Here is a 25,531-nt window from a genome sequence, read left to right on the forward strand (position 1 = left end):
GGGCGCCGGGGGCGGCCCGGGTGGTGGTGATGTGTCCCGGTTAGGACACCGGGGTGAAGTTCCAGAGGTACGGGTAGGTGTTGCCGACCTGGGTGACCACCTTCGTTTTCGCATCCGTCGCGAAGTTGGACTGCACGCGGTACCACGGCGCGAACCAGGCCTGCTCGACGATGTAGGCGTTGAGCTTCTTCGCGGCGGCATCGGCGTCGGCCTTCGAACCCGTGTGCACGGTGGCGATGAGCGCGTCGGCCGTGGGGTCGTCGTACTTCGTCGGGTTGAAGGTCGAGTTCGGGGTGAGCTCGAAGTTGATCAGCGCCCAGTCGGTGTCTTCCTGCAGCTGCATCCAGGTCGCGGCGTACTTCGGGGCCAGGATGTCGGCGATGAAGTTGTTGCCGGCATCCGTGTAGTTCACGGTGATGCCGACGTCCTTGAGCTGCTGCTGGATGAGGGTGAAGGTGGCCGCAGGCACGAAGCTCGTGGTCGGCATGTCGATCGTGAGCCCGCCGGAGTAGCCGGCTTCGGCGAGGAGCGCCTTGGCCTTGGCCGGGTCGTAGGAGTAGCGGGAGTCGAGGCTCTCGTCGTAGGCGACCGAGCTGGTCGGAAAGATCTGGCTCGTCGGGGTGCCGAGGCCCTCGCCGACCGCGGTCAGCAGGGACTTGCTGTCGAATGCGTAGTTGATGGCCTGGCGCACCCGCACGTCCTTGAACGCCGGGTTCAGCGTGCCGTCACGGTCGAAGAGGATGAGGCCGGTCCAGTCCAGCTCGAACGGGTTCATCGTGTAGCCGGCCGCTTCGAACTCAGGGATCGTGCTGCTGTCCGCGACCGCGGCACCGTTGATCTGGCCGCCCTTGACGGCGTTGAGGAGTGCCGTGCCGTCCGCGTAGACCTTGAGGGACAGGTTGTCGTAGTGCACGCTCGTCGGGTCCCAGTAGGTCGGGTTCTTGGTGAACTCGTAGCTCGTGCCGACGACGGTCTTGGCCGTGTCGAGGATGTAGGGACCGCTGCCGATCGGGTTGGTCTGCAGGTCGGCGCTGGTGAAGGCCTTGGGGCTCTCGACCATGCCGGCGTTCTGGGTCAGGTAGTGCAGCAGCGCCGGGTCGGCCTCGGTGAGGGTGATCGTCAGCGTGGTGGGGTCCGTCGCGGTCGCGGCGGATACCGACTTCAGGAACGACGCGTTGGCCGAGGCGCCGTCACGGAACCGGATAATGTTCTGGGCTGCGGCATCGGCGTCGAACTTGGTGCCGTCCGTGAAGGTGACGTCGTCACGCAAGGTGAGGGTCAGCACCGTGTTGTCGGCGTTGTACGCCCATTTTGTTGCCAGGTCCGGGCCGACCTCACCGCTCGGATCCGCTTTGAGCAGGGTGTCGTAGACGGCCTGACCGTATGCGGTCTGCGTCGCGAAGTTCATGTCCGCTGCGGCGAAGGTCGAGGCCGGGACGACGACGCCCAGGGTGAGAGTCGTCGCAGCGGAGCTGGACGAGGTCGACCCTGCGGCACAGCCGGTCAGGCTCAGGGCCACGACGGCGGCTACCGCGGTCATGCTTTTCCATCGGAACATCTTCGGTCCCTTTCACGTACAAGTGCAGCCCCACTGTGGGCTCCGTGCAGCAAAGCTAACATCAAAAACGAACGAGCACTAGGTTTTCAACCATGAATTACGAATAGTTATTAGCTTTTTATTTTTCCGGGCTGAAACCCGGTCGTGGACCGGCGCGCTGGGCTGCGCGCCGGCCCCCGACCCGGTCTATGACGGGACCATGCCGCGGCTAGGAAACGGGCGTGAAGTTCCAGAGGTACGGGTAGGCGTTGCCGACCTGAGGGATGACCTTCGTCTTCGCATCCGTGGCGTAGTTGGACTGCACGCGGTACCACGGGGCGAACCAGGCCTGCTCGACGACGTAGGCGTTCAGGTCCTTGAGCGCGGCGTCGGACTCGTCCTTGCTGCCGTTCAGGATGGTCGCGACGAACGCGTCGACCTTCGGGTCCTGGTACTTGGTCGGGTTGAAGGTCGCGGTCGGGGTGATCTCGAAGTTCACGAGCGCCCAGTCGTTGTCCTGCTGCAGCTGCATCCTGGACGCGGCGTACTTGGGGGCGAGGAGGTCGGCGATGAAGTTCGTGCCGGTGTCGGTGTAGTTCACCGTGATGCCGACGTCCTTGAGCTGCTGCTGGACGAGGGTGAAGATCGCCGGGCCGATGAGCGAGGTGCTCGGCATGTCGATCGTGAGGCCGCCCGCGTAGCCGGCGTCTGCGAGGAGCGACTTGGCCTTGGCCGGGTCGAAGGCGTAGCGGGAGTCGAGGGACGCGTCGTAGGCGACGGAGCTCTTCGGGAAGATCTGCGTGGTCGGGGTGCCGAGGCCTTCACCGACCGCGGTCAGCATGGCCTTGGTGTCGATCGCGTAGTTGAGCGCCTGGCGGACCCGGACGTCCTTGAAGGCCGGGTTCATCGAACCGTCGCGGTCGAGCAGGATGAGACCGGTCCAGTCCAGCTCGAACGGGTTCAGCGTGTAGCCGGCCGCTTCGACCTCGGCGTTGTTGGTGTTGACGGTGAGCTTGGCGCCGTTGAGCTGGCCGCCCTTGACGGCGTTCAGCATCGCGGTGACATCGGCGAGCACCTTGATGGAGAGGTTGTCGTAGTGCACGGAGCTCGGGTCCCAGTACTTCGGGTTCTTGGTGAACTCGTAGTTCGTACCGACGACGGTCTTGGTGGTGTCGAGGATGTACGGGCCGCTGCCGACCGGGTTGGTCTTGAGGTCGGCGTTGCCGAAGGCCTTGGGGCTCTCCTGCATACCGGCGTTCTGGGTCAGGTAGTGCAGCAGGGCCGGGTCGGCCTGGGTGAGGGTGAGGGCGACATGGGTGTCGTCGACGGCTTTCGCGTCGGCGAGTGACGCGAGGAAGGATTTGTTCGGCGAGGCGCCGTCACGGAAGCGGATCAGGTTCTGGGCCGCGGCATCCGCGTTGAACTTGGTGCCGTCGGTGAAGGTGACGTCGTCGCGAAGGGTCAGGGTGAGCACCGTCTTGGTGTCGTTGTACTCCCACTTGGTGGCCAGGTCGGGTCCGACCTCGCCGGTCGGATCCGCCTTGAGGAGGGTGTCGTAGACCGCCTGGCCGTAGGGGGCCTCATTGGCGAATGCGATATCCGCGGCCGAGAAGGTGGTAGCTGGAACGATCACGCCGAGGGTGAGTGTGGTCGGGGCGCCGGAGGTGGTCGTGGTGCTGGTTGCCGAGCAACCGGTCAGGCCGAGAGCAAGAACTGCTGCGGCCGCCGTGAGGCTTTTCCATCGGAACATCGGTGTTCCCTTTCAGTGGGTGACCCCTCTTTGGGTCGCGTGGCTGAAAAGCTAACAGGAAAAGCGATTAACTACTAGGTTTTCGTCAAATCGTTATTTTCCGCGCTAGAGTCAGCGCATGACTATGACGGGGAAGTCGCGTGGGAGCTACGCCAAAACGGCAGGCCGACGTCGGGAAATCCTCGAGGCCGGCATCGAGGTGTTCGCCAACCACGGTTTTCGCAACGGTTCGCTACGGGAGATCGCCGAGCGGGTCGGAATGAGCCAGGCCGGCCTGCTGCACCACTTCTCGAACAAGAACGAACTGCTCGCGGGCGTGCTCGCACTGCGCGACGAGCGCTCCGTGGCGCTCGTCCCCATCGATGGCACGCCCGACATCGAGACGATTCGCGGCATCGTGCGCGTGGCGGAGTACAACGCCGAATTCGCACCGGGTCTTGTGGAACTGCACTGTGTGCTCTCCGCCGAGGCGACGGCGCCAGAACACCCGGCCCACCAGTACTTCCTCGACCGGTATACCTGGGTCGTCGGCCTGATGGTCGACGCGTTCACCAATGTCCAGGCGGCGGGCCAGCTGGTCGATGGAGTCGAGCCGGCGAGCGCCGCGCGGTCACTCATCGCGCTCAGCGACGGCCTGCAGGTGCAGTGGCTGCTCGCCCCGGACACCCTCGACATGGCTGAGGAGCTCCGGCGCTACCTGCGCCCCCTCTTCACGATCGACTTCTAGAACTCTCCCCGGCCCTTTCCGGTCGAGAGTCACCGGTAGGCCTGGCACTCTCGACCGGAAAGGTCACTCTCCAGCGGCGGCGTGGGCAGCGAGCTTGGCGGTGAAGTCGGCGAAGAGCAGGCGCAGGTCAAGCCGGGTGTAGACCCGGATCGGGCGCGGACCCTGCCGCGGCGTGGGATCGTAGCTGCCGTCCGTGAGGATCCGTGGGGCGGTGCAGGTGACCCATGCGCTCGAGGACGGGTCAGGCTCGAAACTGGAGTGCAGCGCGGTCAGGAGCACGAGCGGGCTGTCACCGAGGATGTACGTCTCACCGAGGTTGATCCCGTGCCGTCCGGCCGTGCCCGCGACCCCGGCGAGCGCCGCGTAGAGGTGCCGGCCGATCGCACCGCAGGGCCGTACCGAGGTGAGCAGCTCGGCCCAGGAGAAAAGCGTCTGCCGGTAGGCGTCCCGCGGCACCTGCCAGAGCGGAATCCGGGAGTCGAAGATCACCTGGGCCGCACGGATGTCGATGGCGAGGTTGTATTCCGCGCCGCTCGTCCCCGGCGGCGCGGCCGCGATCCCGTCGTGTTCGGGCCCCCCGATCCAGACCAGGGTCAGCCGGTCGGCGATCCGCGGCTCGAGCAGGTAGGCGCTCGCGATCTCGGTGAGCCCGGCGCCGCACGCGACGAAGAGCGGAAGCTCGGTGTCGTCGCGGAGCGCCTCCCGGATGATCAGGTCGGTTGCGGCAGAGCGGATGGCCGTGGTCCGGTCGCTGAGCCCGACGTTCGACCCGGCGATGACCGGGATGCTCCCGGTGCGCCCGAGCAGGTCGAGGACCTTTTCGGCGGCGGCGGCCGCGTTCGTCGCGGTCTGCTCCGAGGGATCGAACGGGTCGCCGGGGCGCAGGTGCGAACCGATGATCGCCCGGATCTCGACCGACGGCGACAGCACGTGGTGCGCGAGCTGGACGAGGCCGTCCGGATCCCCGGAGAAGTCGTTGTCGATGATGACGCGGGCGCGGGGCCGGACCACCCGCTGCAGCTCGGCTTCGATCGGGGGCAGCGCCCCGGCATCCGTCTCGATCTGGTTCATCGTGCCTGCGCCTTCGCCCGGGGGAAATATCGCAACCAGACTACAAGTGTCCCCGGCCCCGCCCGTCCCAGGTGTTCAGTGCGGGGCCGGGCAGGACTAGCGTGCGGCACGGCCGGCCCCCTTCTCGCAGCATCCGCCGGGGCAGCCGGGCAGTACGGGGCCGTGCTGGCGCTCGAGGGCGAGGGTGGCGAGGGCCGCGACGAAGGCGGGGTGGATGCCGGGGGTTGCGACTCGTTCCACCGCCAGTCCGAGGCTGGCTGCGGTGGCGGCGGCCTCGGTGTCGAGGTCCCAGAGCACCTCCATGTGGTCGGAGATGAAGCCGATCGGCACGATCACGACTGCCTCGGTTCCGTCGGCGGCGAGCGCCCTGAGCGCGTCGTTGACGTCGGGTTCAAGCCACGGCATCGCCGGCGGGCCCGAGCGGGACTGGAAGGCGAGCGACCAGGCCGGCTGGCGTGCATCGGGGGCGGCAGCGCCCGGTTCGGCGAGGGCGGCCATCACGGCGACCGCGACGGCCCGGTGCTGGGCGAGGTAGGCCCCACCCGTGCCCCAGCCGGCGTCGCGCGGACCGCTCCGGTCGGCATCCGCTGTCGGGATCGAGTGCGTCGTGAAGAGCACCTGGGTGCGATCGACCGGCACGCCCCGCGCCGCGAGGCGCGCGAGAGCGGCACGCGCGCCCTCGACGAAGGGCAGGACGAAGCCGGACTCGCCGAAGTACGGGCGCACCGCGTCGATGCGCCCGGTGGCGTCGAGCCCCGTCGCGGTCAGGGCCCCGGCGATGTCCTCACGGTACTGGCGGCAGCTCGAATATGAGCTGTACGCGCTCGTCGTGATCGCGAGGAGCCGGGTATGACCGGCAGCGGATGCCGCCAGCACGGTGTCCGCGAGTAGGGGCGTCCAGTTGCGGTTGCCCCAGTACACCGGCAGCGGCTCACCCCGGTCGGTGAACTCCGCCTCGAGGGCGGCCCGCAGGGCCCGGTTCTGCCCGTTGACCGGGCTCACTCCCCCGAAGGCCCGATAGTGGGTCGCGACGGTCTCGAGCCGTTCCTCGGGGATGCCGCGACCACGGGTGACGTTGCGGAGGAAGGGGATGACGTCGTCCTGCCCCTCTGGGCCGCCGAAGCCGAGCAGGAGCACGGCGTCGTATGTGCGGTCAGGCTGGGTTTCCTCCCCCGGCTCGCTCATGCCGTCAGGCCGGCCGCAGCATCCGCGCCCGGCTGGTACGGGCAGGCCGGGTCTTCGCCGAGGGGATCTCCGCTCGAGGCGAAGGCGCGCGCCCGCGAGCCGCCGCAGAGGTCGGCGTATTCGCAGCTGCCGCAACGGCCGCTGAATTCGGTCGCGCGGATCTGCTTGAGCAGCGGGTTGTCGCGATAGATCTCGGCGAGCGGGGTCGTTTCGACATTGCCGAGGCCGAGCGGCAGGAAACCGGCCGGGTAGACCTCGCCGTCGTAGGCGACGAAGACGATGCCCTTGCCGTCGCGGGTCGACGCCGTCTGCGCGCGGGGCAGTCCGATCGGCGGCCCCATCAGGGACTCGAGCCGGCCGGCCAGCCGTTGGTATAGCGCGGTCTCCGGTGCAGGGTCTCCCGCGCGGCGCCGGGCGACAACCCGGCGGAAGAACGGGGCCTCGACCGTGCGGACGATGAAACCGTGTTGGGAAGCATCGAAGAGGAAGTGGCAGATCTCCTCGTGTTCCTCGGGCGTGACAGCCTCCGTCGAGACGCCGCGTCCGACCTGGACCAGGAAGAAGACCTCCCAGATGGCCGCGCCCGCGTTCGAGATGAGGGCGGCGACATCCGCCAGTTCGTCGACGTTCGCGCGCATCACCGTCGTGTTCACCTGCACGCTGAGCCCGGCCGAGGCGAGGGCGCGGATGGCGTTGACGGTGTCCTCGAAGTGGCCGGGGATGCCGCGCACGCCCTCGTGGGTCGGCGCGCTCGCACCGTCGAGGCTGACCGATACGGCCTTCACCCCGCTCGCGACGATCTTCTCGATCATCGCGGCGGTGAGGGTGGGCGTGACCGAGGGTGAGAGGGCCGTCGGCAGTCCGAGACCGGTGGCGTACTCGACGAGTTCGAACAGGTCGGGGCGCATCAGGCAGTCGCCGCCGGTGAGCACGAGGATCGGGTACGGCCGGCCGAAACCGGCGATCTGGTCGATCAGGTCCTTGCCCTGGGCCGTCGTGAGTTCACCGGGCAGCGCCTGCATCGTCGCGCTCGCGCGGCAGTGTTTGCAGGCGAGGGCGCAGGCCCGGGTCGTCTCCCAGAACACGAGCATCGGGCGCTTCGAGTAGTCGGGGCCGGGGCCGCGCCGGGCGGCGGGCAGCGTCGGCAGCACGGCGGGGTAGCCGAGCACGTGGCTTCTGGTCTCGTCGACGATGCTCATGCGCCGACCTCGCTCGGTGCCTGCGCCGCGGCGATGGTGCCGGCGGCGATGCTTTCGGCGATCCGGGTGGCGACCCGTTCGGCGTCGGCGACGCAACTCGCGAGGCCGACTCCGCGATAGCCCGATCCGGTCAGGTGCACCCCGGGCAGTGCAGCGAGCTCCAGGTCGGCGGTGTCGAGCCGGCCCTGGTGCCCGACGACGTATTGCGGCATCCCGAGCGGCCAGCGCTCGATGTGGTGGCTGGTGGGTCTCCCGGTCAGCTCGAGCGCCTCGACGAGTTCGGCGTGCACCTGCGCGACGAGGGTCGTGTCGTCGAGGCCGGCCCAGCGGGTGTCCCCGGCGCGCCCGACCATGCAGCGGATGATGACGGTCGCCTCATCGGCGAGGTGCGGCCATTTCTCGCTCGAGAACGTGCAGCCGACCACGAGTTTGCCCTCGACCGGCGGAACCAGGAACCCGTTGCCGCCGAGCGGGCGACCGAGCGCGGAGCGCGGGTAGGCGAGGCAGATCGTCGCGACGTCCGTGTAGGGGATCCCGGCGAGCGCGGCCCCGAGCACGGGGTTCTCGGCCAGGAGCAGGCCGGCGGCGACAAAGGCGGGGGTGGCGATCACGACGGCGTCGGCCTCGGCACTCGTCCCGTCGGAGAGACCCACGAGGTAGCCGGCACCCTCGCGGGCCAGACTCGTGGCGGCCGTGCCGAGGCGGATGTCGTCGCTCGCCGCCCGCGCGGCGAGCGCGTCGATGAGGCGGGCGAGTCCGCCCTCGACAGTGACGAGGGTGGCCCCGCCGGCCCGGGCGAGCCGGGGTGCCGTTCCGGCGGGCGCCGTCGCGCGGGACCCGGCCGCGGCATCCCCCGCGGTGGCGACGGGCACGGATGCGGAGCGGGACGCGGCGGCGGCCTTCGCGGCCGCGGCGCGGCGCCGGCGGCGGAGCGCGAGGTTCAGGCTGCGGTTGCCGCGGGCGAGCACCTCGATGTCGGGGGCGGTGCTGTGCGCGCTGAGCTCATCGGCGCGACCGGCGTGGATGCCGCCGAGAAGGGGGTCGACGAGCCGGTCGAAGACCTCGTGGCCCATCCGCGGGACCACGATCTCGGCGATCGTGGGATCGGCCGGCAGGGTGCGCCCGGCGGGGAGCACGAGGTCGAGGAGTACCCGGGCGAAGCCGAGCGGGGAGAGCAGGCGTGACCGGAGCAGCGGCAGCAGTCGGTCGGGGATGCCGAACACGGTTCCTGCGGGCAGCGTGCGGAGGCGTCCGCGGGACCAGATCCGCGATCCCCCGCTCGCGGGTGCGACGACGAGGTCGGCGAGGCCCAGGTCGGTGAGGAGGTTCACGGCGACGGGTGCGCGCACCATCAGCGCATCGGGGCCGGCGTCGACCGAGTGCCCGGCGAAGTCCTCGGTGATGATCTTGCCGCCGAGGCGGGGGGAGGCCTCGAGCACGGTGATCAGGACCCCGTCCCCGAGAGACTGGTGCAGATAGTGGGCTGTCGCCAGTCCGCTGATTCCGCCGCCGACGATGACGACCCGGGGTCGAGAGAGCACGTATGGTCCTTCCGTTGCCGGTGGACCGGCACAGTCGGAAGGCTGGAGCACACCGTTCCATCGATCCTACGGCTCGGCAGGAAAGGGTTTTCCGACACTAGTGTCGGCGTCCCGTTCTGCCGCGCCCCCGTGACCCGAGACCGCAGGAGCGCCTACTTGGCGTGCGCCTCGGTCTTCTGCAGCTGCCACTCGAGGTCGTCTGGCGAGAGATTGGCGTCGCGGAAGGCATCCGTCAGCGGCAGCTGCAGGCGCAGGTCGGTGCCGAGGCAGAGGGCGGCGTGGCCGGACTTCAGCTTGAAGTCGAGCACGTGGCCGCCGGCGCGGCGGTCGTCGGTGACGAAGTGGGCGTGGCAGCCGGGAACGCCGATGCCCTGCTCGTAGAGCGGGGTGCGGAAGCCGACGATCGTGCCGGTCACGTTGTGCAGCTCGACGATCGCGTCCTCATCGGTGGCCTCGACCATCGGGCGATACGGCTTCTCCTGCTTGACGACCGTGCGCATGGTGATCCACTCGAACTCGGCGTCGATCCGCAGCGCGTACATGTAGTTCTCCGACGAGGTCATGCGGTCGATGAAGGCGGATGCCTCCGCGCGCAGGACACCCTCCGGCAGATCGCTCTCGACGTGAGGGACGAAGTTCGTGACGACCGCGTACGGGGTGTGCGCGCCGAGATCGGCCTTGGAGACTCCGCCGTCGGCACGCAGCTGGTAGCAGCTGCCGTCGAGAATCAGCATCTCGCCGTCGAGCCCGTTGAAGGTGCCGATGCCGAAGCTGCCGTGGCCGAGCAGGTCGCGCACGGTCATCTCGCCCTCGTACACGCCGTCGAGCAGGGCGCTCATCAGGCTCGTCTGGAAGATCTCGTGTCGGGAGACCGTGAATTCACTCACTGCAGCACATCGCTTTCCAGATCAGCCATGAGCTCATCCCGGTTGTTTCGGTAGTCGACGCGCACGTCGATGATGCTCGGCCCTGGCTCGGCCATGGCCTGTTTCAGCACGCCCGCGAAGTCGTCGAGGTGCGTGACCCGGTAACCGTGGGCGCCGAAGGATTCGGCGTACTTGACCGCGTCGTAGTCGCCGAGCTGCACGCCGGAGGTGCGGCCGTACTTGCCCTGCTGCTGGAACGCGACCATGTCGTAGGTGCCGTCGTTGAAGATCACGTGGGTGAACGTCGAGCCGAGGCGCACCGCGGTCTCGAGTTCCATCGCCGAGTAGAGGAACCCGCCGTCGCCCGAGACGGAGACGACCGGGGTGCCCGGCCGCACGAGGCTCGCGGCGATCGCCCACGGAAGGGCGACGCCGAGGGTCTGCTGCCCGTTGGAGAAGAGCAGGGTACGCGGGTGATAGGTGCGGAAGTGCCTGGCCATGTAGATGTAGTGCGACCCCACGTCGCAGAGCACGGTCGTGTCATCGGGCAGCAGGTTGCGCATCGCGAGGGTCAGGGCCGCGGGGTGCACACCCTCCGACTCGTCGTCGTTCCAGTGCGGTTCGTCGGCCTCGGCGAGGCGGGCCCGTTCGGTGGCGACGACAGCGGATGCCGCGGCACTGAGCTCGAGGCCGTCGATCTGCCGGGCGAGCGCGTCGATGGTCTCGGCGACGTCGCCGCGCAGCTCGACCGTCGGGCGGTAGTAGTCGTCGAGGTCTGCGGAGAGCTCGTCGAGGTGGATGATCCGGCGCTGGTGGTCCTTGTTCCACTTCGAGGGCTCGTACTCGACGAAGTCGTAGCCGATCGCGAGGATGAGGTCGGCCTTGTGCAACAGGATGTCGCCCGGCTGGTTGCGGAACAGGCCCACCCGGCCGAGGTAGTGCTCTTCGAGCTCGTGGGACAGCACGCCGGCCGCCTGGAACGTCTCGACGACGGGCAGGTCGGCGACGCCGAGAAGGCGATGCAGGGCAACGGTCGCGCGGTCGGACCCTGCACGTGCGCCGGCGAGGATGACCGGGAACTTCGCGCCCTTCAGAAGTGCGGCCGCGCGCGTGACACTCTCCGCCGGGGCGGCGCCGAGGCGCGGCACCCAGTGCGGTCCCGTCATCGACACGGTCGTCGTGTCGACGAGCACGTCATACGGGAGCACGACGGCGGCGGCGCCCTTGGGCTCCTGGGTCGCGCGTCGGAACGCGTTGGCGATGGCCTCCGGCACGTTGTCGGCGACGCTGACCTCGCCTGCGGACTTGGTCACGGCGGAGAGCATGCCGACGGCGTCCATGGACTGGTGGGTGCGCTTGAGCCGGTCGGCGCGGGAGACCGCGCCGCAGATCGCGACCATCGGGTCGCCCTCTGTCGTGGCCGTGAGCAGGCCGGTCGCGAGGTTGGAGGTGCCGGGCCCGCTCGTGACGAGCACGACCCCGGGCTGGCCGCTCAGCCGGCCGACGGCCGCGGCCATGAAGGCCGCATTCTGCTCGTGCCGGCAGACGATGAGTTCGGGGCCGTCGTCGACGAGGGCGTCGTAGACGGGGTCGATCTTGGCGCCGGGAACGCCGAACACCCATTTCACCCCGTGGGCCTTGAGCACCTCGACGACCCGGTCGGCCGAGCGCCGGGGCGCGGCGGGCGCGCCGAGGCCATCCGTTATCGAGGGGACCGCGGAATGAGGATCGGTCTGGACGCGGGCATCCGCCTGGATCGGGGCGTCCGCCACGGGGCCGCTGCCCAGGACAGTTGAATTGTTCGTCACGTCATGCCTTCCGGTTCGCCATTCGAGCGGCTCCCTGTATCTATCGTCCCGCTCCGACAGATAAGAAACAACGCCGAATGGTGATGGAAACGATCTGTAAATGAGATGATGCACGAGTGGATGTGCGACAGTTCGAATTCTTCAGCGCGGTGGCGAGCGAACTGAGCTTCACGCGCGCCGCCGACCGGCTCACGATCGCGCAGTCCGCGGTGTCCGCGGGGGTGCGGTCGCTCGAGAACGAACTCGGCGTCGAGCTCTTCGACCGCAGCCGCAGGCAGATCCGGCTCACCTCGACGGGCGAGCTGTTGCTGCCCAAGGTGCGCGAGGCGCTCGATGCCGTGAACGGGGTGCGCGATGCCGCCGAGGAGACCACCCACGCGATCACGGGGTCGATCGTGATCGGCCTGATGACCTCGGTCACCCTCGTCAACGTGCCGCGACTGCTCGGGCTGTTCCGCACCGGCCACCCGGGGGTCGGGGTGCGGCTGCGCGCGGCCAGGCGCGGTTCGGCCGGGCTCCTCGACGAGCTCGCGACCGGCGAACTCGACCTCGCCTTCCTCGCGCTCAGCGGACCCGTGCCCACCCAGCTCGTGGCCGCGCCGATCTCCTCCTCGCCGATGGTGCTCGTGGTCCCGGCCGATCACCGCCTCGCCACGGCCGGGCACGTCGGCCTCGACCATCTCGACGACCTCGCCCCCGAGGAATTCATCGACCTGCCGCCCGGCTACGCGAGCCGGCAGATCGTGGACGAGACCTTCGCCGCGGCCGGCCTCGAACGCCGGGTGATGATCGAGGTCTCCGACATCGGCACCGCCGCCGAATACGTGACCAACGGGCTCGGCGTCGCCCTGCTGCCCGAATTCGCCGCCCGGGACGCCCGCAACGTGCGACGCCTCCCCGTCGCGGGCATGCCCGACTTCACCGTCTACCTCGCGGCGTCGCGCACCCGGCGGCTCTCGGCGGCGGTGCGGGCCTTCATCGACCTGGCCCTCGCCGACGACGAGACCGGCGCGATCCGGTGATGCGGTGATGCGCTGATGCCCCGGCTCGTCGTGGTCCTCCCGCTCACGCCGCTCGCTGTCGGCGCCACCTTCCTGGTGCGCGACTGGCCCCTGCACGTGACGGTGCTGGCGCCGTTCCTGACGGATGCCGCGCCCGGCGCGATCAGGGAGGCTCTCGCGGCCTCGGCATCCGCCGTGCCCGCGCTGAGCGTGGTCGCCGGCGGCGCGGAACGCTTCGAGCGCCGCCACGACATTCCCGTGACCGTGCTCGAACCCGACCCCGGGCTGACCGCGCTGCACGACCTCGTGGTCGCGGCCGTGCGGCCGTTCGCGACTGCGCCAGGGGAGGCGGCGTTCACCGGAACCGAGTTCCGGGCGCACGTCACCGACAAGCACCACGCGCGGGTGAATACCGGCGACATCCTCGAACTCGGCCAGATCGCTCTCGTCGACATGGCGCCCCGGGCCGACCCGGCCGGTCGCGCCGTGCTCGCGACGATCCCGCTGCGCCCGCGCTCTCACTCGGCCCGCCCCTAGCTTCGGCGGCCGGCACGCGTCGCGCGTCACGTGTCGCAACCCAGCGCAGGGGGTGCGCGAGGAGAAAAGCTGCGTCAGGCGGCGAGCGGATGCGCCGCGAAGAACCTGAGGACGGCATCCGTCGCCCACGCGCTCTCGAGGAAGTAGCCGTGCCGGAGCCCGGGCAGCTCCCCGAATGCGGCATTCGGAATATGTTCGGCGAGGCGTTCGCCGTTCCCGGGAGGAGTGACCTCGTCGGCGTCGCCGTGCAGCACAAGCGTCGGCGCGGTGATCCCGGGGAGGTGGTCCCAGGCGTCGTGCGCGGTGCTCGCGCCGAACAGGAGGCGCCGGGTGTGGACCGAGGTCGGTCGTACGAACATGGCCGCGACGAGCTCCGGGTGGGACGCGATGAAGGCATCCGTGAAGAACAGCGGACCCATGGAGAGCGCGTCGCCCCGGGCCATGCGCTGGGCGACGTCAGCCGTGCGGGTCAGACCCCGGTCATCGCCGCCGCTCGTCGCGCCGAGCACGAGGGCGCCCAGGCGATCGGGGTGGTTGATCGCGAACCACTGCGCGACCCGGCCGCCCATCGAGTGCCCGTACACGTGCGCCCTGTCGATCCCTGCGGCGTCCAGAACGGCGACGATGTCCTCGGCGAGCGCCGCCGTCGTGAAGCGCACGTCGGCGCCGGGCTCGCTGTCGCCGACCCCGCGGGTGTCGAATGTGATCACCCGGTGCCGGGCACCGAGCGTCGGCAGCAGCGGAGACCAGGACCGGCTCGAGACGCCCTGTCCCGCGACCAGGACGACGGGGTCACCTGTCGCGTTGCCGCCGGTCGACGACCAGGCAATGCGGGCGCCGTCGGGCGCGAGGGCGTACTCCATGGATGCCTTCCGAGCGGGGCCTGGGACTCCCCCATCGTAACGAGCGCACCGGGGAGGGCGCCGCAGGGCTCAGCCGATGAAGGTGCTCGCCGTCACCTCGAATTCCTCGACGTCGACGATCGTCAGGTGCTGTTCGGCGCTCGAGTCGGCGCGAATCGACTCTGCGGGCTCCCTGCTCCCCGCGAGGGAGTCCTCCGAGTCCCAGAGGGTGATGGCCAGGGCCGTGTCGGTCTCCGTGCCTTTCAGGAAGTACATGCCGCGGCAGCCGGGGTTCGCCAGCACCCGCAGCATGGTCGCATTCTCATTCGCGTGGGGGTCGGTGTCTGGACCGGTCCTGAAGGTGCTGATTCGGGCATACATCGTCAGCCCTCGACCATCATCACGACGGTTTCCGGGCGGACGCCGTCGAACTGCATCGCCTCAGCCGCGACTTCGGACGCCATCACCCGCTGGAAGACGTCCATGTCGGGCACGTCGGCGATCAGGCCGACCCTGTGGTCGTCGGTCGGGTCGATGAAGGTCTGGATGCTGATGCCGAGCGGCCCGAACACCTCGTCCCGCCGGGGTGAGGTGAGCCAGTGCTCGACGTCATCGACCTCATGGAATATCAACACAGTTGTCATGATTGCCTCTCTCGGTTCCGACGCTGGGACAGGAGGGTGAGCGGTTCGTTCGCGCGCGAACCGGCCATCGCGCAGACCGTACCGCCGCTTCCCCCCGAGCGATAGGGACGCTCGACGAAGCGCCGGGACCTCTGCTCGACGGTCCCTGAGATGTCGGCGGCCAGTGCGTCCGGAGAGATCACGGCAACAGCAACGCTCGGAGCGTCAGATTCTGGCGAAGGCGGCCGCGGAAGCGCTGAGGGACACAGCGACGCAGTACGCCGTCGCCGGGCCGAGCAGGATGAAGACCGCAGGGACGGAGATTGTCGAAGCGATGATCGCGACGAGGATGACCAGGGGCAGGATCGTGCCGATGACGGCCACCAGGCCGGTCCGGCGCGGGTTGATCAGCGCAGGCACGACCAGGATCACGCAGATCACCCCGAACACGATCAGCGGCAGGCCGGATTCCCGGGGCCAGACCCCGTCGGGCCACACGACCGCCGCGAGCCAGGCAAGCGGAATGCCCCAGACGAACGCGATCGAGCCCCAGATTCGGGCCGCCTGCCACCCGCGGGTCTCGGTCCAGGCGGACATCACAACGACGAAAACGAGCCCGACCACCACGGAGAGACACTGCAGCACGACGGTGACGATGACGCCCGTGCGGCCCATGGGCCCGAGCAAATTCCGGTCTGGCTGGCCCAGCCAGACGATGAACGGCAACCACGGCAGTGCGGCTCCGATCGCGATCACACCGATCCGCGTCGCCTGCACGGATGTCCGCGCCCACCACACCGGTCGTGTTTCGAGCCCCGCGTCCACCAGTGAACCCCCTCGTGGGGCGCTCGCCCCCTCTCGCAATCTAGGAAGGCCCGATGGCTGGCCAATGAACCACCGGCGTCCCAGACATGAAGACTCGGGCTCGGTGCCGGCTCCTCCGAGGGCCGGGGTGAAGGTGTTCCATCCCTTAGGATCTGCACACGGGGGTATGGGATGCGCGGAATCGCGGCAACATGCGGGTTGATATCGATGCTGGTGGCTCTTACGGGCTGCTCGAGCGGCGGGGCCGTCGGCACGCCAGCCCCAACGCCGTCGGCATCCGCGGATCCACCAGCAACACAACCGGGCGTTCCGGGGACGCTCCCGACCGGGACCATCGGAACGGGCACGCTGACGTCCGACAACGGTACTACCGGCAATGTGAGCTTCGATTTCCACGGAACCGAGCTCACACTCCACATCGATGACCTCGTCACTCCGGCAGCGGCCACGGTCGACGCGGTGACCGCGACCCAGCCCATACCGGCGAACCAAACCTGCTACGACAGCGGCTTCCGCATGGACTTCGGGCCGTTCACGAGCGGAAGCGGCGCCTACGGCTGGGGTGACCTCAGCATCCTCAGCGGCGATCCCAGCGGAATCGACCAGGTCATTCTGGTCACAACCCCCGCCCAACCGGACACAACCGACCCGGACTGCCTTGAGGCCGTCGTCGCGCGCGCCGACATCCGTTGGACCTTCACGCCGCTCCGCGGCTACCTCAACCCCGTGGACTCCGATGCGACGCCCGGCGCCCGGGGCACGGTCGACGTCATCGACGGCAAGCCCGCGGGCTATACCGCCGCAGCGAATGAAAACCGCGCCGACGTGGCCGCCCGGTTCGGCATCACCGTCGACGACCTCACCTATTTGAACGATGCCCAGCTGATGGGCACGAACAAGGAAACCGCGCCGGCGGGAAGGCGACTCAACCTGCTCCTCGCAGACCGATAGCACGAGCACATCGGCAGCACGAAGAGAGCGGGCCGGGCGATGAGGAAAGGGAGCCGCCTGTCAGAATCGAACTGACGACCTTCTCATTACGAGTGAGATGCTCTACCAACTGAGCTAAGGCGGCGTGACGCCCGAATGCTTCCTTCCGGAAACGCGCGGTGACACAGCAACAAAGCTTAGCTGGTCCGGAGGGTCAATTCGTACAGCCCCGCGAACGACGCCCGCACCCGATCGGCGAGCGGCTCCGACTCGTCTCCCTCGGCCCAGCAGCGCCAGGCGTGTCGCAGGGCTGCGACCGCGACGAGCGTGAGCAACAGGGCGCGCTGGTGCAGCGCGATCGGGTCGGCGGCGAGCACGGGATCGTCCGCCGCGAGGCGCCGGCTGATCACGTCGTCGAGGTGTCCCTCGAAGCTGCGGAGGGTAGCCATCCGCATGCCGAACAGGTAGGGGTTCTCCTTCATCACCTGACGCCGCAACTGGTGAATCTCCCGGTCATCCTGGGAATTCTGCACGCTGGTCGAGAGCAGCACCGCGAGGTCGGCGAGGATGTCACCGGACGGGCTCCTGTGTACGAAGTCCTCGATCTCCGCCTCGGAACCGAGGGTGAGATCGTCACCGGCGAGGGCGGCGTCCTTCGACGGGAAGTAGTTGAAGAAGGTGCGCGGGGACACATCGGCGATCCGGCTGATGTCCTCGACGGTGACCTTGTCGACCCCGCGCTCGGACGCGAGCGTGAGCACAGCGAGTTGGATGGCCCGGTGGGTCGCCAGACGTTTCCGTTCACGCAGGCCGGGTTCTTCCGCAACATCCACCATGGTCACATTCTTACACGGCGCGCAAATGTGCAGTCCTCGAGTCGTCACCGCATGCCGCACGGCCGCCCCCGCACGTCAGCACTTCGGGTCGGTGGCCGGCACCGTCCCCTGCAGCAGGTAGGAGTCCACCGCGTTGTTCACGCAGGCATTGGACTTGTTGTACGCGGTGTGCCCCTCGCCCGCGTACGTGACGAGCTGCGCACTGTCGAGCTGCCTGGCCAGGCTCTGCGCCCACACGTACGGGGTCGCCGGATCGTTCGTCGTGCCGACGACGAGGATCGGCGCCGCTCCCGGCGCGTGGATCTCGGCGCGGGTTCCGGTGAACTTGTCCGGCCAGTTCGCACAGCCGGTGTCGCCGTAGGCCATGTACTTGCCGATGACCGGCGCTGCGGCCTCGATGGCCGCGGCGTCGGCGCGCATCACGGCCGGGTCGTCGTTGTAGCTGTAGTCGAGGCAGTTGATCGCCAGGAAGGCCTCGGTCGAATTGTCGAGGTATGTCCCGTCGGAGTTACGGCCGTTGTAGGCATCCGCGAACTGGAACGCGATCTTGGTGTTGCCCTGCATCACGCTCGACAGCATCTCGCTCAGGTTCGGCCACGCCGACGCCTGGTACAGCGGGTAGATGATGGCGGTCAGCAGCGTGTTGGCGCCGAGCATCCGGCCATCGCTCGCGGCGATCGGGCTCCGGTCGACCGAGTCGAGCAGCGCGGAGATGGTGGTCATCGCCTGGTCGACGGTGCCGTTGAACGGGCACTTCGATCCAGCGAGGCAATCGGCGAGGTAGGAGCGTAGCGCGCTCTCGAAGCCGACGGCCTGCACCCGGGTCACCTCGGCGTTGCTCGTGGACGGGTCTAGGGCTCCATCGAGGACGAGGCGGCCGACCTTGTCCGGGAACAGGTTGGCGTATGTCGCACCGAGGAAGGTGCCGTAGGAATAGCCGAGGTAGTTGAGCTGGGCATCGCCGAGCACGGCACGCAGCATGTCGAGGTCGTGGGCGGCGCTCACGGTGTCGACGTGGGCGAGGAGGGCGCCGGTGTTGGTGGCGCAGGCGGCTCCGAAGTCGGTCGAGGACTTCTCGACCTCCTGGATCCAGGCATCCGTGCCGCGGGCTGCTGTCGGGATGGCGTACAGGTATTGGTCCATCTCGGCAGCCCCGTAACACTTCACCGCTGACGAGCGCCCGACGCCGCGCGGGTCGAACCCGACGATGTCGAATCCGGCCTGCAGCTTCGCATCCGTGGCGTAGTCGAGGGACCCCTTCACGAAGTCGTACCCGGAGCCGCCGGGACCGCCGGGGTTGACCAGAAGCGAGCCGACCCGGGTGCCGGTCGCGACGTGCCGCACGAGGGCGAGGTCGACGGTGTCGGTTCCGGGCGCGCTCCAGTCGAGCGGGGCCTTCGCGGTGGTGCACTGCAGGCTGTTACCGCAGTCGGTCCAGGTGAGCACCTGGTTGTAGAACGGGTCGAGGGCGCTGCTGACGCTCTCCCCGGTGGGGGACGACGTCGAGGCCGAGGGTTGCGGCAGGAACGCGGGCACGCATCCGCTGAGCCCCATCGTGACGACGACGGCGGCGGCCAGGATCGCGAAGCGGCGGGCGGCCGGGCGGCGCGTCCGGGTGCCATTCGACACCGGGCCGTTCGACGCCGGGCGCTGGCGGATGCGTGTGGTCAACGGTTCCTCTTTACTGGTCTGGTCATGCAGGCGGTTCAGGCTCTCACGAGCGCCGCGCGTGGGCGGTGGCATCGTGCGGTCATCGTCGTAGTCATCGCTTCATCGCCGGATGGCGGACACCAGCATTGCCTCGAGGGCCAGGGCCGGTGCCACATTGGATTCAATTCTCTGCCGCGCGATCGCGATGGCGTCCAGTGTCGCGAGCGTCGTGACGGTCGCGCACGCCGCCGCTGCGGCGCGCACTCCGACGAGGAGCTCGCGGTTGATCACTTCATTCTCGCGGCCGAACTGTACCATGATCACATCCCGGTACAGCGAGGTCAGATCCACGAGGATCCGGTCGAGCCCGTCGCGCAGGCTCCGGGTGGCCCGCCGTTTCTGGTCGTCTTCCAGCGCCTTGATCTGGCCGCGGAGCGCGGGCGGCACCGACTTGCCGGGCTCGACGCCGAGGGAGCGGAGCACACCCTCGCGTTCGGCGGCGTCCCGCTCGAGGGTGATCGCCTTCGCGTCGTCACCGGCGATCGCGAGCAGTCGCGCCGCGGCGTTCACCGCGTGCGAGACCCCACGGATGCCGAGCGCGGCCTTCAGGGTTTCCTCGCGCCGTTCGCGGGCCTCGGGGTTCGTGGCCAGCCGCCGCGCCATGCCGATGTGGCTCTGTGCTTCGCGGGCGCAGCGCTCGGCGATGACAGGGTCGACGCCCTCGCGCGCGACAAGGAGTGCTGCGACGTCGGCGACGCTCGGCACGCGCAACCTGACCGTGCGCACCCGGGACCGGATGGTCGGCAGCAGGTCGGCCTCACTCGGGGCGCAGAGGATCCACACGGTGCGTTCCGGCGGCTCTTCGAGGGCCTTGAGCAGCACATTGGAGGTGCGCTCGACCATGCGGTCGGCGTCTTCGACGACGATGACCCGGTAGCGGCCGACCGAGGGCGAATACTGGGAGCGTTTGACGGCCTCCTTGACGGATTCCATCTTGATGATGACGCCCTCGGTGGCGAGCACGACGAGGTCGGGGTGGGTGCGGGCCTCCACGAGCCGTTCGGCGGTCGCGTCTTCGGCGGGCGTTCCCGGGCTGAGGAGGGCGGCGGCGAAGGCGAAGGCCAGGTTGGACCGGCCCGAACCGGGCGGGCCCGTGATGAGCCAGGCGTGCGTCATGGACGCGGAGGTGCTCGAAGCCGAGGAGCCGGGGGCGACGGTGCTGCCGGCGGTGCTCGCGGGGGCGTCAGCCGCGCTCTGCTGCGGCGCGGCGGCGGCGCGGAAGATCGCGATCGCATCCGCCTGGCCGGTCAGGTTGTCCCACACGCTCATTCCCTCAGGGTACCGGTCGCCGCTGACATCCCGCCCCGACGCGTGCGAGGTCAGAGGAGGGGGGCGACGCGGGCGCGGATGGCGGCGGCGATCTCGTCGACCGGGCTCGCTGCATCCACGACCAGGAAACGGTCGGGCTCGGCGCTGGCGAGGTCGAGGAACGCGGCACGCACCCGCCGGTGGAACTCGCCCTTCTCGGCCTCGAGGCGGTCGAAACGCTTGTTGGCGGCGTCGAGCCGGCCGCGCGCGACGGTCTCATCGAGGTCGAGCAGGATGGTGAGCTCTGGCAGCAGGCCTTCCGCGGCCCAGAGCGACAGCTCGCGGATCTCCGCGGCGCCGAGTACCCGCCCGGCGCCCTGGTAGGCGACGGATGAGTCGAGGTAGCGGTCCTGGACCACCACTTCCCCGCGGGCGAGCGCCGGACGCACGGCAGTGGCGATGTGCTGGGCGCGATCGGCCGCGTAGAGCAGGGCCTCGGCGCGCGGGGACACCTCGCCGGTGTGGTGCAGGACGATCTCGCGGATTTCGACGCCGACGACGGTGCCGCCGGGCTCCCGGGTGCGCAGCACCGTGCGGCCCTGCTCACCGAGCCACTCGGCGAGCAGCCGGGCCTGGGTGGACTTGCCCGAACCGTCGCCGCCCTCGAGGGTGATGAAGAGGCCGGTCGGGGCGGCCTCGGTGGAGGCCGCCCCGGTCACGTCTGCTGCGGTCACGACTGGGTGGTCGAACCCGCGGGAGTCTTCGTCGCTGCAGTCCTGGTCGTCGCGGTCTTGGTGGAGGTCCCGGTCTTGGTGACGGCCGGCTTGCGGACCGCGGTCTTGGTGACCGTGGTCTTCGTGACCGTGGTCTTCGTGGCGGTGGCCTTCTTCACGACGGGCTTCTTCACTGCGGGCTTCTTGGCGACCGGCTTCTTGGCGGGGGCCTTCTTCGCGGGCGCCTTCTTGACGGCCGGTCCCTTGGCGCGCTTGTCGGCGAGGAGCTGCACGGCCCGGTCGAAATCGACCTCTTCGACCGTCTCGGCCTTCGGGATCGTCGCATTCGTGACACCGTCGGTGACGTAGGCGCCGAATCGGCCGTCCTTGATCTTGATCGCCTTGCCGCTGTCCGGGTCGGGCGTCTCGAATTCCTTGAGGGCGCTCGACGCACGCCGCGCACCGTACTTGGGCTCGCTGTACAGTTCGACCGCTCCGGGAAGGTCGATCTCGAAGATCTGGTCCTCGCTCGTGAGCGAGCGGGTGTCGACGCCCTTCTTCAGGTACGGGCCGAACTTGCCGTTCTGTGCGGTGATCTCGGTCTGCGTTTCGGGGTCGAGGCCGACGACGCGCGGGAGGGCGAGCAGCCGGAGCGCGGTCTCGAGGTCGATCGTCGCGAGGTCCATCGACTTGAACAGCGAGGCGGTGCGCGGCTTGTCGGCGGGGGCGATCTTCTTCGCGGCCGGCTTGCGCTTGGGCTTCGCTGCGGGAGCGCCGGCGTCGACCAGCTGGGTCACTTCACCGGTGAGCGGGTCGATGGTCTCGCCGGCGGACTCGGTCTGGGTCTCGACGAGTTCGACGACGGCGGGCTCGGCGGGTGCCGGGTCGAGCTCGGTCACGTACGGGCCGAAACGACCGTCCTTGGCGACGATGTTCTTGCCGGTCTCCGGGTTGACCCCGATGACGCGGTCGATGACGACGGGCGCGTCGATGAGCTGACGTGCTTTCGCGGGGGTCAGTTCGTCGGGTGCGAGGTCCGGCGGGATGTTCACCCGGCGCGGCGGGGCATCCGCTGCGGCGGCAGGGTCGATGACCTCGAGGTAGGGGCCGTACTTGCCGATGCGGAGGGTGATGTCGTCACCGATCGGCATCGAGTTGATCGACCGGGCGTCGATCTCCCCGAGGTTGTCGACGACCTGGCGGAGACCGCGGTGCTTCTCGGAGCCGAAGTAGAAGCTGTTGAGCCAGTCGACGCGGTCGGCCTTGCCGTCTGCGATGCGGTCGAGGTCATCTTCCATCTCGGCGGTGAAGTCGTATTCGACGAGATCGGTGAAGTATTCCTCGAGCAGGCGCACCACGGAGAAGGCGATCCAGTTCGGCACGAGCGACTGGCCGCGCGGGGTGACGTAGCCGCGGTCGGTGATCGTGGAGATGATCGAGGCATACGTCGACGGGCGGCCGATGCCGAGCTCTTCGAGCTTCTTGACGAGGCTCGCCTCGGTGTACCGGGCGGCCGGGGTGGTCTCGTGGCCCTTGGCCTCGACCTCGAGCAGGGACAGCGACTGGCCCTCTTCGAGCGGCGGCAGCTTGGACTCGGTCGGATCGGTGGGCGCGTTGCGCTCTTCGTCGCGGGATTCCTCGTAGGCGAGCATGAAGCCGCGGAAGGTGATCACCGTGCCGCTCGCGGAGAACTCGGCGAGCACGCCGGACGCCGCGGGGTGCGGCGAGACGCCGGTCGGGCCTGCCGCGATGGTGACGGACGCGGTCGAACCGGTCGCGTCGGCCATCTGCGAGGCGACCGTGCGCTTCCAGATCAGGTCGTAGAGGCGGAAGTCGTTACCGCGGATGGTGTTCGCGAGCGAGGAGGGCGTGCGGAAGGTATCGCCAGACGGGCGGATGGCCTCGTGGGCCTCCTGCGCGTTCTTGCTCTTGCCCTTGTAGAGGCGCGGCTGGGCCGGCACCGTTTCGGGGCCGTAGAGAGAGGATGCCTGGTTGCGGGCCGCGGTGATCGCCTGCTGCGAGAGCGACGGCGAGTCGGTACGCATGTAGGTGATGTAGCCGTTTTCGTAGAGCGACTGGGCGACGCTCATGGTCTGCCGGGCGGTGAAGCGCAGCTTGCGGGCGGCTTCCTGCTGCAGGGTCGACGTCGTGAACGGGGCGGCCGGGCTGCGACGGTACGGCTTGGAGGCGACCTTGGTCACGGTGATCGCGACGCTCGGTTCCTTGAGCGCGTCGGCGAGGGCGAGGGCGGATGCCTCGTCGAGCGTCGTCGCCGTGACCTTGGGCTTGAGGCGGCCGAGATCGTCGAAATCGCCGCCGGAGGCGATGCGTTCGCCGTTGAGGCGCACGAGCTTGGCCTGGAACGCGGCATCCTCGCGCGCCGTACCGGACGCGAGCTGGGCCGAGAGGTCCCAGTAGCCGGCGGAGACGAACGCGAGGCGTTCGCGTTCGCGGTCGACGACGAGGCGGGTCGCAGCGGACTGCACGCGGCCGGCGGAGAGGCCGGGGCCGACCTTGCGCCAGAGCACGGGGGAAATCTCGTAACCGTAGATGCGGTCGAGGATGCGCCGGGTCTCCTGCGCGTCGACGAGGGCCGTGTCGAGGTCGCGGGTGTTGTCCTTGGCCTTGAGGATCGCTTCCTTGGTGATCTCGTGGAACACCATGCGCTTCACGGGGACCTTGGGCTGGAGGACCTGCAGGAGGTGCCAGGCGATGGCCTCTCCTTCGCGGTCCTCATCAGTTGCGAGCAGGAGTTCATCGGCCGTCTTCATCGCCCGCTTCAGTTCGGCGACGGTCTTCTTCTTCGCGTCGGAGACGACGTAATACGGCTCGAAGCCGTTGTCGACGTCGACGGAGAACTTGCCGAGGGGCCCCTTCTTCAGTTCAGGGGGCAGGTTTTTTGGCTCGATCAGGTCCCGAATGTGGCCGACCGAGGACAGGACCTCGTAGCCGTCGCCGAGATACGCGGCGATCGACTTCATTTTTGTCGGCGATTCGACAATGACCAGCTTCTTAGTGCCTGGCACCAGACTCCTCTTTATAGGTATCGGCCCGTTGAAGGGCCAAGGCACACCATACACACACAAAGATGGTGCCCACCTAATCGGCCACACGTCACAAAGGGCTTTGGGGCTTGCCAGCCTCGCCTGGGTGAGGACAATGGAGGCATGGGTACAGCAGCTACGGGCACGTACACCGCGAAGCTTACGGACGGCCCCCTCGAAGGCAAGACGATCACCACGGAGTTCCTCGAGACGGGCGATATCCGGCCTCGTCTGGAGATTCCCGCGGAGTCCGGTGGCAAGCGCTACCTCTATACCCGCGGCGCCGGCCTGGAGTTCGACTCCACAGAGTTTCCCGAGCGACCGACGGCTGTCGACTACCGCTACCTCGAGGCCATTTTCGACTGAGCCGGCCACTCCGCCCCGATCGTTCCCGGGCGAAGCTCCGCCTCCCGGTGCACCCGCCGAACCCGGTGGACCGGCCCTGGCGCGCGCTCTCAGGTTCCAGCCGAGAAATTCCCGGGTGACCGTGACGCTCGCGATCGGGCCGGCCGTTGTGCAGCGCGCCACGGATGCCCCGTCGAGGGCCGCGATCTCGGCCGCGGCCTCGCAGGGCACCCCGGCCACGAGTCCCGACAGCGTGTCCGCTGCGGCGAGCGCCGCGGCATCCACCGCCGCCCGCACGGCCTGGCCGACGACGAGCACCACGACGAACGGGAGCAGGAGCGCGGTCAGCAGCACGACCGCCCCGAGGATGCCCACCGCGAGCACCGACCCGGAGCCACGATCGCGGTTGCGGGTCACGTGGCGCCTCCGAGCGCGCAGGAGCCCGCCGTCACCGTGATACCGAGCTCTGCGGGAGCACTCAGCCGGGCGCAGACCGCGTCGCCGCGCTGGTCCACTGAGACGGCCGCGCCGCCCACGAGTTGCCGGGCCAGACTGGTCGCGTGGTCGAGCCCGTCGCCCCGGGCGAGGGACCGGGCCGCCTGGGCCGCGGCGTCCGCCAGCCGGACCTGCTGACCGCCGACCTGCACCCCGCCGAGGCAGAGCAGCAGCACGAGGAGCACGGCCGGAATGACGGCGGCGAATTCGGCCGTGATGCTGCCGCGCTCGGCCGGGACGCTGCTCCCGTCGGTGCCGGTCGCGTCACCGGCCGCGGCACGGGATGCGGCCCTCCGGCTACCCGACCGTGAGGGCATGGCGCACCAGCTCGGTGAGGATGCCGCGCACTTCGTCTCCCCGGAGGATGAGGATGAGCAATCCCGCGAGGCCGACGGCCGCCATCGTGGCGATCACGTACTCGGCGGTCGCGGCGCCCGCATCCTCCCGCAGGCGCCTGACGGCCCGGCATGGTCGTCGTTTCACCGTGTCTGTTGAGCTCGGCATCTGTTCTTCTCCTCTCGCGTCGATCGACGCGGTTGTCCGGCGGCACGATCGGTTCCAGATTCGCCCGCCAGACACCGAATCCCGCGGCCGATCCGGATTCGGTGGACAACGCCGCCCGACCCGGCCCCGTTGAGGACGCCCGCCCCGCGTGGGATCGCGAGAGTACACTTTTGGCCCCTAAGACCGCGGTTTAA

Annotated in this window: 24 protein-coding genes, 1 tRNA gene and 1 pseudogene; 5 read left to right on the forward strand and 21 right to left on the reverse strand. The window is 69.0% G+C overall.

Annotated elements, in window-relative coordinates:
- Nucleotides 1-40 precede the first annotated feature (40 nt).
- On the reverse strand, nt 41-1,540 hold the full coding sequence (locus QN357_RS07375) for an ABC transporter substrate-binding protein (RefSeq protein WP_322189360.1): 1,500 nt from the start codon (nt 1,538-1,540) through the stop codon (nt 41-43).
- Between the two features lie 226 nt (nt 1,541-1,766).
- Nucleotides 1,767-3,287 carry an ABC transporter substrate-binding protein gene (locus tag QN357_RS07380; RefSeq protein WP_322189358.1) on the reverse strand — a complete coding sequence of 507 codons (1,521 nt, stop codon included), beginning with the start codon at nt 3,285-3,287 and terminating at the stop codon, nt 1,767-1,769.
- 118 nt (nt 3,288-3,405) lie between these two features.
- Here QN357_RS07380 and QN357_RS07385 point away from each other — a divergent pair, with 118 nt between their 5' ends.
- The gene (locus QN357_RS07385) at nt 3,406-4,014 is read left to right on the forward strand and encodes a TetR/AcrR family transcriptional regulator (RefSeq protein WP_134447060.1); all 609 of its coding nucleotides are present in this window, start codon (nt 3,406-3,408) and stop codon (nt 4,012-4,014) included.
- A 63-nt stretch (nt 4,015-4,077) separates the two neighbouring features.
- On the opposite strand, the gene QN357_RS07390 is transcribed toward QN357_RS07385, so the two are convergent.
- The 6 genes from QN357_RS07390 to alsS form a co-directional block, all read right to left on the reverse strand.
- On the reverse strand, nt 4,078-5,085 hold the full coding sequence (locus QN357_RS07390; RefSeq protein WP_322189356.1) for a nucleoside hydrolase: 1,008 nt from the start codon (nt 5,083-5,085) through the stop codon (nt 4,078-4,080).
- Between the two features lie 96 nt (nt 5,086-5,181).
- Complete coding sequence (locus QN357_RS07395; RefSeq protein WP_322189354.1) at nt 5,182-6,270, reverse strand: ferrochelatase; 1,089 nt, start codon at nt 6,268-6,270, stop codon at nt 5,182-5,184.
- On the reverse strand, nt 6,267-7,469 hold the full coding sequence (locus QN357_RS07400) for a TIGR04053 family radical SAM/SPASM domain-containing protein (protein WP_322189352.1): 1,203 nt from the start codon (nt 7,467-7,469) through the stop codon (nt 6,267-6,269). Before QN357_RS07400 ends, QN357_RS07395 begins: the two co-directional genes overlap by 4 nt.
- Nucleotides 7,466-9,010, reverse strand: a complete 1,545-nt coding sequence (gene hemG / locus QN357_RS07405) for a protoporphyrinogen oxidase (RefSeq protein WP_322189350.1) — start codon at nt 9,008-9,010, stop codon at nt 7,466-7,468. The genes QN357_RS07400 and hemG overlap by 4 nt, the downstream gene beginning before the upstream one ends.
- A 152-nt stretch (nt 9,011-9,162) precedes the next feature.
- Nucleotides 9,163-9,897 (reverse strand): acetolactate decarboxylase, encoded by a 735-nt coding sequence (budA, locus tag QN357_RS07410; RefSeq protein WP_322189348.1) that lies wholly within the window; start codon nt 9,895-9,897, stop codon nt 9,163-9,165.
- Complete coding sequence (alsS, locus tag QN357_RS07415; protein WP_322189346.1) at nt 9,894-11,684, reverse strand: acetolactate synthase AlsS; 1,791 nt, start codon at nt 11,682-11,684, stop codon at nt 9,894-9,896. Before alsS ends, budA begins: the two co-directional genes overlap by 4 nt.
- 116 nt (nt 11,685-11,800) lie before the next feature.
- Between alsS and QN357_RS07420 the strand changes: the two genes are divergently transcribed.
- Both QN357_RS07420 and QN357_RS07425 read left to right on the forward strand, forming a co-directional pair.
- The gene (locus QN357_RS07420; RefSeq protein ID WP_241975239.1) at nt 11,801-12,706 is read left to right on the forward strand and encodes a LysR family transcriptional regulator; all 906 of its coding nucleotides are present in this window, start codon (nt 11,801-11,803) and stop codon (nt 12,704-12,706) included.
- Between the two features lie 15 nt (nt 12,707-12,721).
- Nucleotides 12,722-13,222 carry a 2'-5' RNA ligase family protein gene (locus QN357_RS07425; RefSeq protein WP_322189344.1) on the forward strand — a complete coding sequence of 167 codons (501 nt, stop codon included), beginning with the start codon at nt 12,722-12,724 and terminating at the stop codon, nt 13,220-13,222.
- A 74-nt stretch (nt 13,223-13,296) separates the two neighbouring features.
- On the opposite strand, the gene QN357_RS07430 is transcribed toward QN357_RS07425, so the two are convergent.
- From QN357_RS07430 to QN357_RS07445, 4 genes are all read right to left on the reverse strand, one after another.
- Nucleotides 13,297-14,085, reverse strand: coding sequence for an alpha/beta fold hydrolase (locus QN357_RS07430; RefSeq protein ID WP_323504718.1), 789 nt, complete (start codon nt 14,083-14,085; stop codon nt 13,297-13,299).
- Nucleotides 14,086-14,154: 69 nt separating this feature from the next.
- Nucleotides 14,155-14,376, reverse strand: coding sequence for a hypothetical protein (locus QN357_RS07435; protein ID WP_322136502.1), 222 nt, complete (start codon nt 14,374-14,376; stop codon nt 14,155-14,157).
- A 71-nt stretch (nt 14,377-14,447) separates the two neighbouring features.
- Nucleotides 14,448-14,708, reverse strand: coding sequence for a hypothetical protein (locus QN357_RS07440; RefSeq protein ID WP_322189340.1), 261 nt, complete (start codon nt 14,706-14,708; stop codon nt 14,448-14,450).
- A 204-nt stretch (nt 14,709-14,912) separates the two neighbouring features.
- Entirely contained in the window at nt 14,913-15,512 is a 600-nt protein-coding gene (locus QN357_RS07445; RefSeq protein WP_322189338.1) for a hypothetical protein, read from the reverse strand.
- 378 nt (nt 15,513-15,890) lie between these two features.
- Here QN357_RS07445 and QN357_RS07450 point away from each other — a divergent pair, with 378 nt between their 5' ends.
- A complete protein-coding gene (locus QN357_RS07450) occupies nt 15,891-16,463 on the forward strand; it encodes a hypothetical protein (protein ID WP_322189336.1) in 573 nt (190 codons plus the stop codon).
- 51 nt (nt 16,464-16,514) lie between these two features.
- Here the strand turns inward: QN357_RS07450 and QN357_RS07455 are convergent.
- The 6 genes from QN357_RS07455 to topA all read right to left on the reverse strand — a co-directional run bounded on the left by QN357_RS07455 (nt 16,515) and on the right by topA (nt 23,975).
- Nucleotides 16,515-16,587: transfer RNA gene (locus tag QN357_RS07455), tRNA-Thr, on the reverse strand.
- Nucleotides 16,588-16,639: 52 nt separating this feature from the next.
- Complete coding sequence (locus QN357_RS07460) at nt 16,640-17,278, reverse strand: TetR/AcrR family transcriptional regulator (RefSeq protein ID WP_322189334.1); 639 nt, start codon at nt 17,276-17,278, stop codon at nt 16,640-16,642.
- Nucleotides 17,279-17,353: 75 nt separating this feature from the next.
- Complete coding sequence (locus tag QN357_RS07465) at nt 17,354-18,949, reverse strand: alpha/beta hydrolase (RefSeq protein WP_322189332.1); 1,596 nt, start codon at nt 18,947-18,949, stop codon at nt 17,354-17,356.
- A 99-nt stretch (nt 18,950-19,048) separates the two neighbouring features.
- Nucleotides 19,049-20,257 carry a DNA polymerase III subunit delta' gene (locus QN357_RS07470; RefSeq protein ID WP_322189330.1) on the reverse strand — a complete coding sequence of 403 codons (1,209 nt, stop codon included), beginning with the start codon at nt 20,255-20,257 and terminating at the stop codon, nt 19,049-19,051.
- A 50-nt stretch (nt 20,258-20,307) separates the two neighbouring features.
- On the reverse strand, nt 20,308-20,970 hold the full coding sequence (gene tmk / locus QN357_RS07475) for a dTMP kinase (protein WP_322189328.1): 663 nt from the start codon (nt 20,968-20,970) through the stop codon (nt 20,308-20,310).
- A complete protein-coding gene (gene topA / locus QN357_RS07480; protein ID WP_322189326.1) occupies nt 20,967-23,975 on the reverse strand; it encodes a type I DNA topoisomerase in 3,009 nt (1,002 codons plus the stop codon). Before topA ends, tmk begins: the two co-directional genes overlap by 4 nt.
- Nucleotides 23,976-24,116: 141 nt before the next feature.
- Between topA and QN357_RS07485 the strand changes: the two genes are divergently transcribed.
- Entirely contained in the window at nt 24,117-24,359 is a 243-nt protein-coding gene (locus QN357_RS07485; RefSeq protein WP_134535327.1) for a hypothetical protein, read from the forward strand.
- A gap of 126 nt (nt 24,360-24,485) precedes the next feature.
- Here QN357_RS07485 and QN357_RS19550 read toward each other — a convergent pair.
- The 3 genes and pseudogenes from QN357_RS19550 to QN357_RS07500 all read right to left on the reverse strand — a co-directional run.
- Nucleotides 24,486-24,755 (reverse strand): annotated as a pseudogene (locus QN357_RS19550) (Rv3654c family TadE-like protein); the annotation flags it as partial.
- Complete coding sequence (locus tag QN357_RS07495) at nt 24,752-25,150, reverse strand: TadE family type IV pilus minor pilin (protein WP_322189322.1); 399 nt, start codon at nt 25,148-25,150, stop codon at nt 24,752-24,754. The pseudogene QN357_RS19550 and the gene QN357_RS07495, both read right to left, overlap by 4 nt.
- A complete protein-coding gene (locus QN357_RS07500; protein ID WP_322189320.1) occupies nt 25,131-25,337 on the reverse strand; it encodes a DUF4244 domain-containing protein in 207 nt (68 codons plus the stop codon). Before QN357_RS07500 ends, QN357_RS07495 begins: the two co-directional genes overlap by 20 nt.
- Between the last annotated feature and the right edge of the window lie 194 nt (nt 25,338-25,531).

Source organism: Cryobacterium sp. RTC2.1, assembly GCF_035018685.1.
Taxonomy (GTDB): Bacteria; Actinomycetota; Actinomycetes; order Actinomycetales; family Microbacteriaceae; genus Cryobacterium; species Cryobacterium glucosi.

Coding starts and splice junctions, on each gene's coding strand:
- QN357_RS07375 (WP_322189360.1), bottom strand. CDS start 1,540: ATGACCGCGGTAGCCGCCGTCGTGGCCCTGAGCCTGACCGGCTGTGCC.
- QN357_RS07380 (WP_322189358.1), bottom strand. CDS start 3,287: ATGTTCCGATGGAAAAGCCTCACGGCGGCCGCAGCAGTTCTTGCTCTC.
- QN357_RS07385 (WP_134447060.1), top strand. CDS start 3,406: ATGACTATGACGGGGAAGTCGCGTGGGAGCTACGCCAAAACGGCAGGC.
- QN357_RS07390 (WP_322189356.1), bottom strand. CDS start 5,085: ATGAACCAGATCGAGACGGATGCCGGGGCGCTGCCCCCGATCGAAGCC.
- QN357_RS07395 (WP_322189354.1), bottom strand. CDS start 6,270: ATGAGCGAGCCGGGGGAGGAAACCCAGCCTGACCGCACATACGACGCC.
- QN357_RS07400 (WP_322189352.1), bottom strand. CDS start 7,469: ATGAGCATCGTCGACGAGACCAGAAGCCACGTGCTCGGCTACCCCGCC.
- QN357_RS07425 (WP_322189344.1), top strand. CDS start 12,722: ATGCCCCGGCTCGTCGTGGTCCTCCCGCTCACGCCGCTCGCTGTCGGC.
- QN357_RS07430 (WP_323504718.1), bottom strand. CDS start 14,085: ATGGAGTACGCCCTCGCGCCCGACGGCGCCCGCATTGCCTGGTCGTCG.
- QN357_RS07435 (WP_322136502.1), bottom strand. CDS start 14,376: ATGCTGCGGGTGCTGGCGAACCCCGGCTGCCGCGGCATGTACTTCCTG.
- QN357_RS07440 (WP_322189340.1), bottom strand. CDS start 14,708: ATGACAACTGTGTTGATATTCCATGAGGTCGATGACGTCGAGCACTGG.
- QN357_RS07460 (WP_322189334.1), bottom strand. CDS start 17,278: ATGGTGGATGTTGCGGAAGAACCCGGCCTGCGTGAACGGAAACGTCTG.
- QN357_RS07470 (WP_322189330.1), bottom strand. CDS start 20,257: ATGAGCGTGTGGGACAACCTGACCGGCCAGGCGGATGCGATCGCGATC.
- QN357_RS07485 (WP_134535327.1), top strand. CDS start 24,117: ATGGGTACAGCAGCTACGGGCACGTACACCGCGAAGCTTACGGACGGC.
- QN357_RS07495 (WP_322189322.1), bottom strand. CDS start 25,150: ATGCCCTCACGGTCGGGTAGCCGGAGGGCCGCATCCCGTGCCGCGGCC.
- QN357_RS07500 (WP_322189320.1), bottom strand. CDS start 25,337: ATGCCGAGCTCAACAGACACGGTGAAACGACGACCATGCCGGGCCGTC.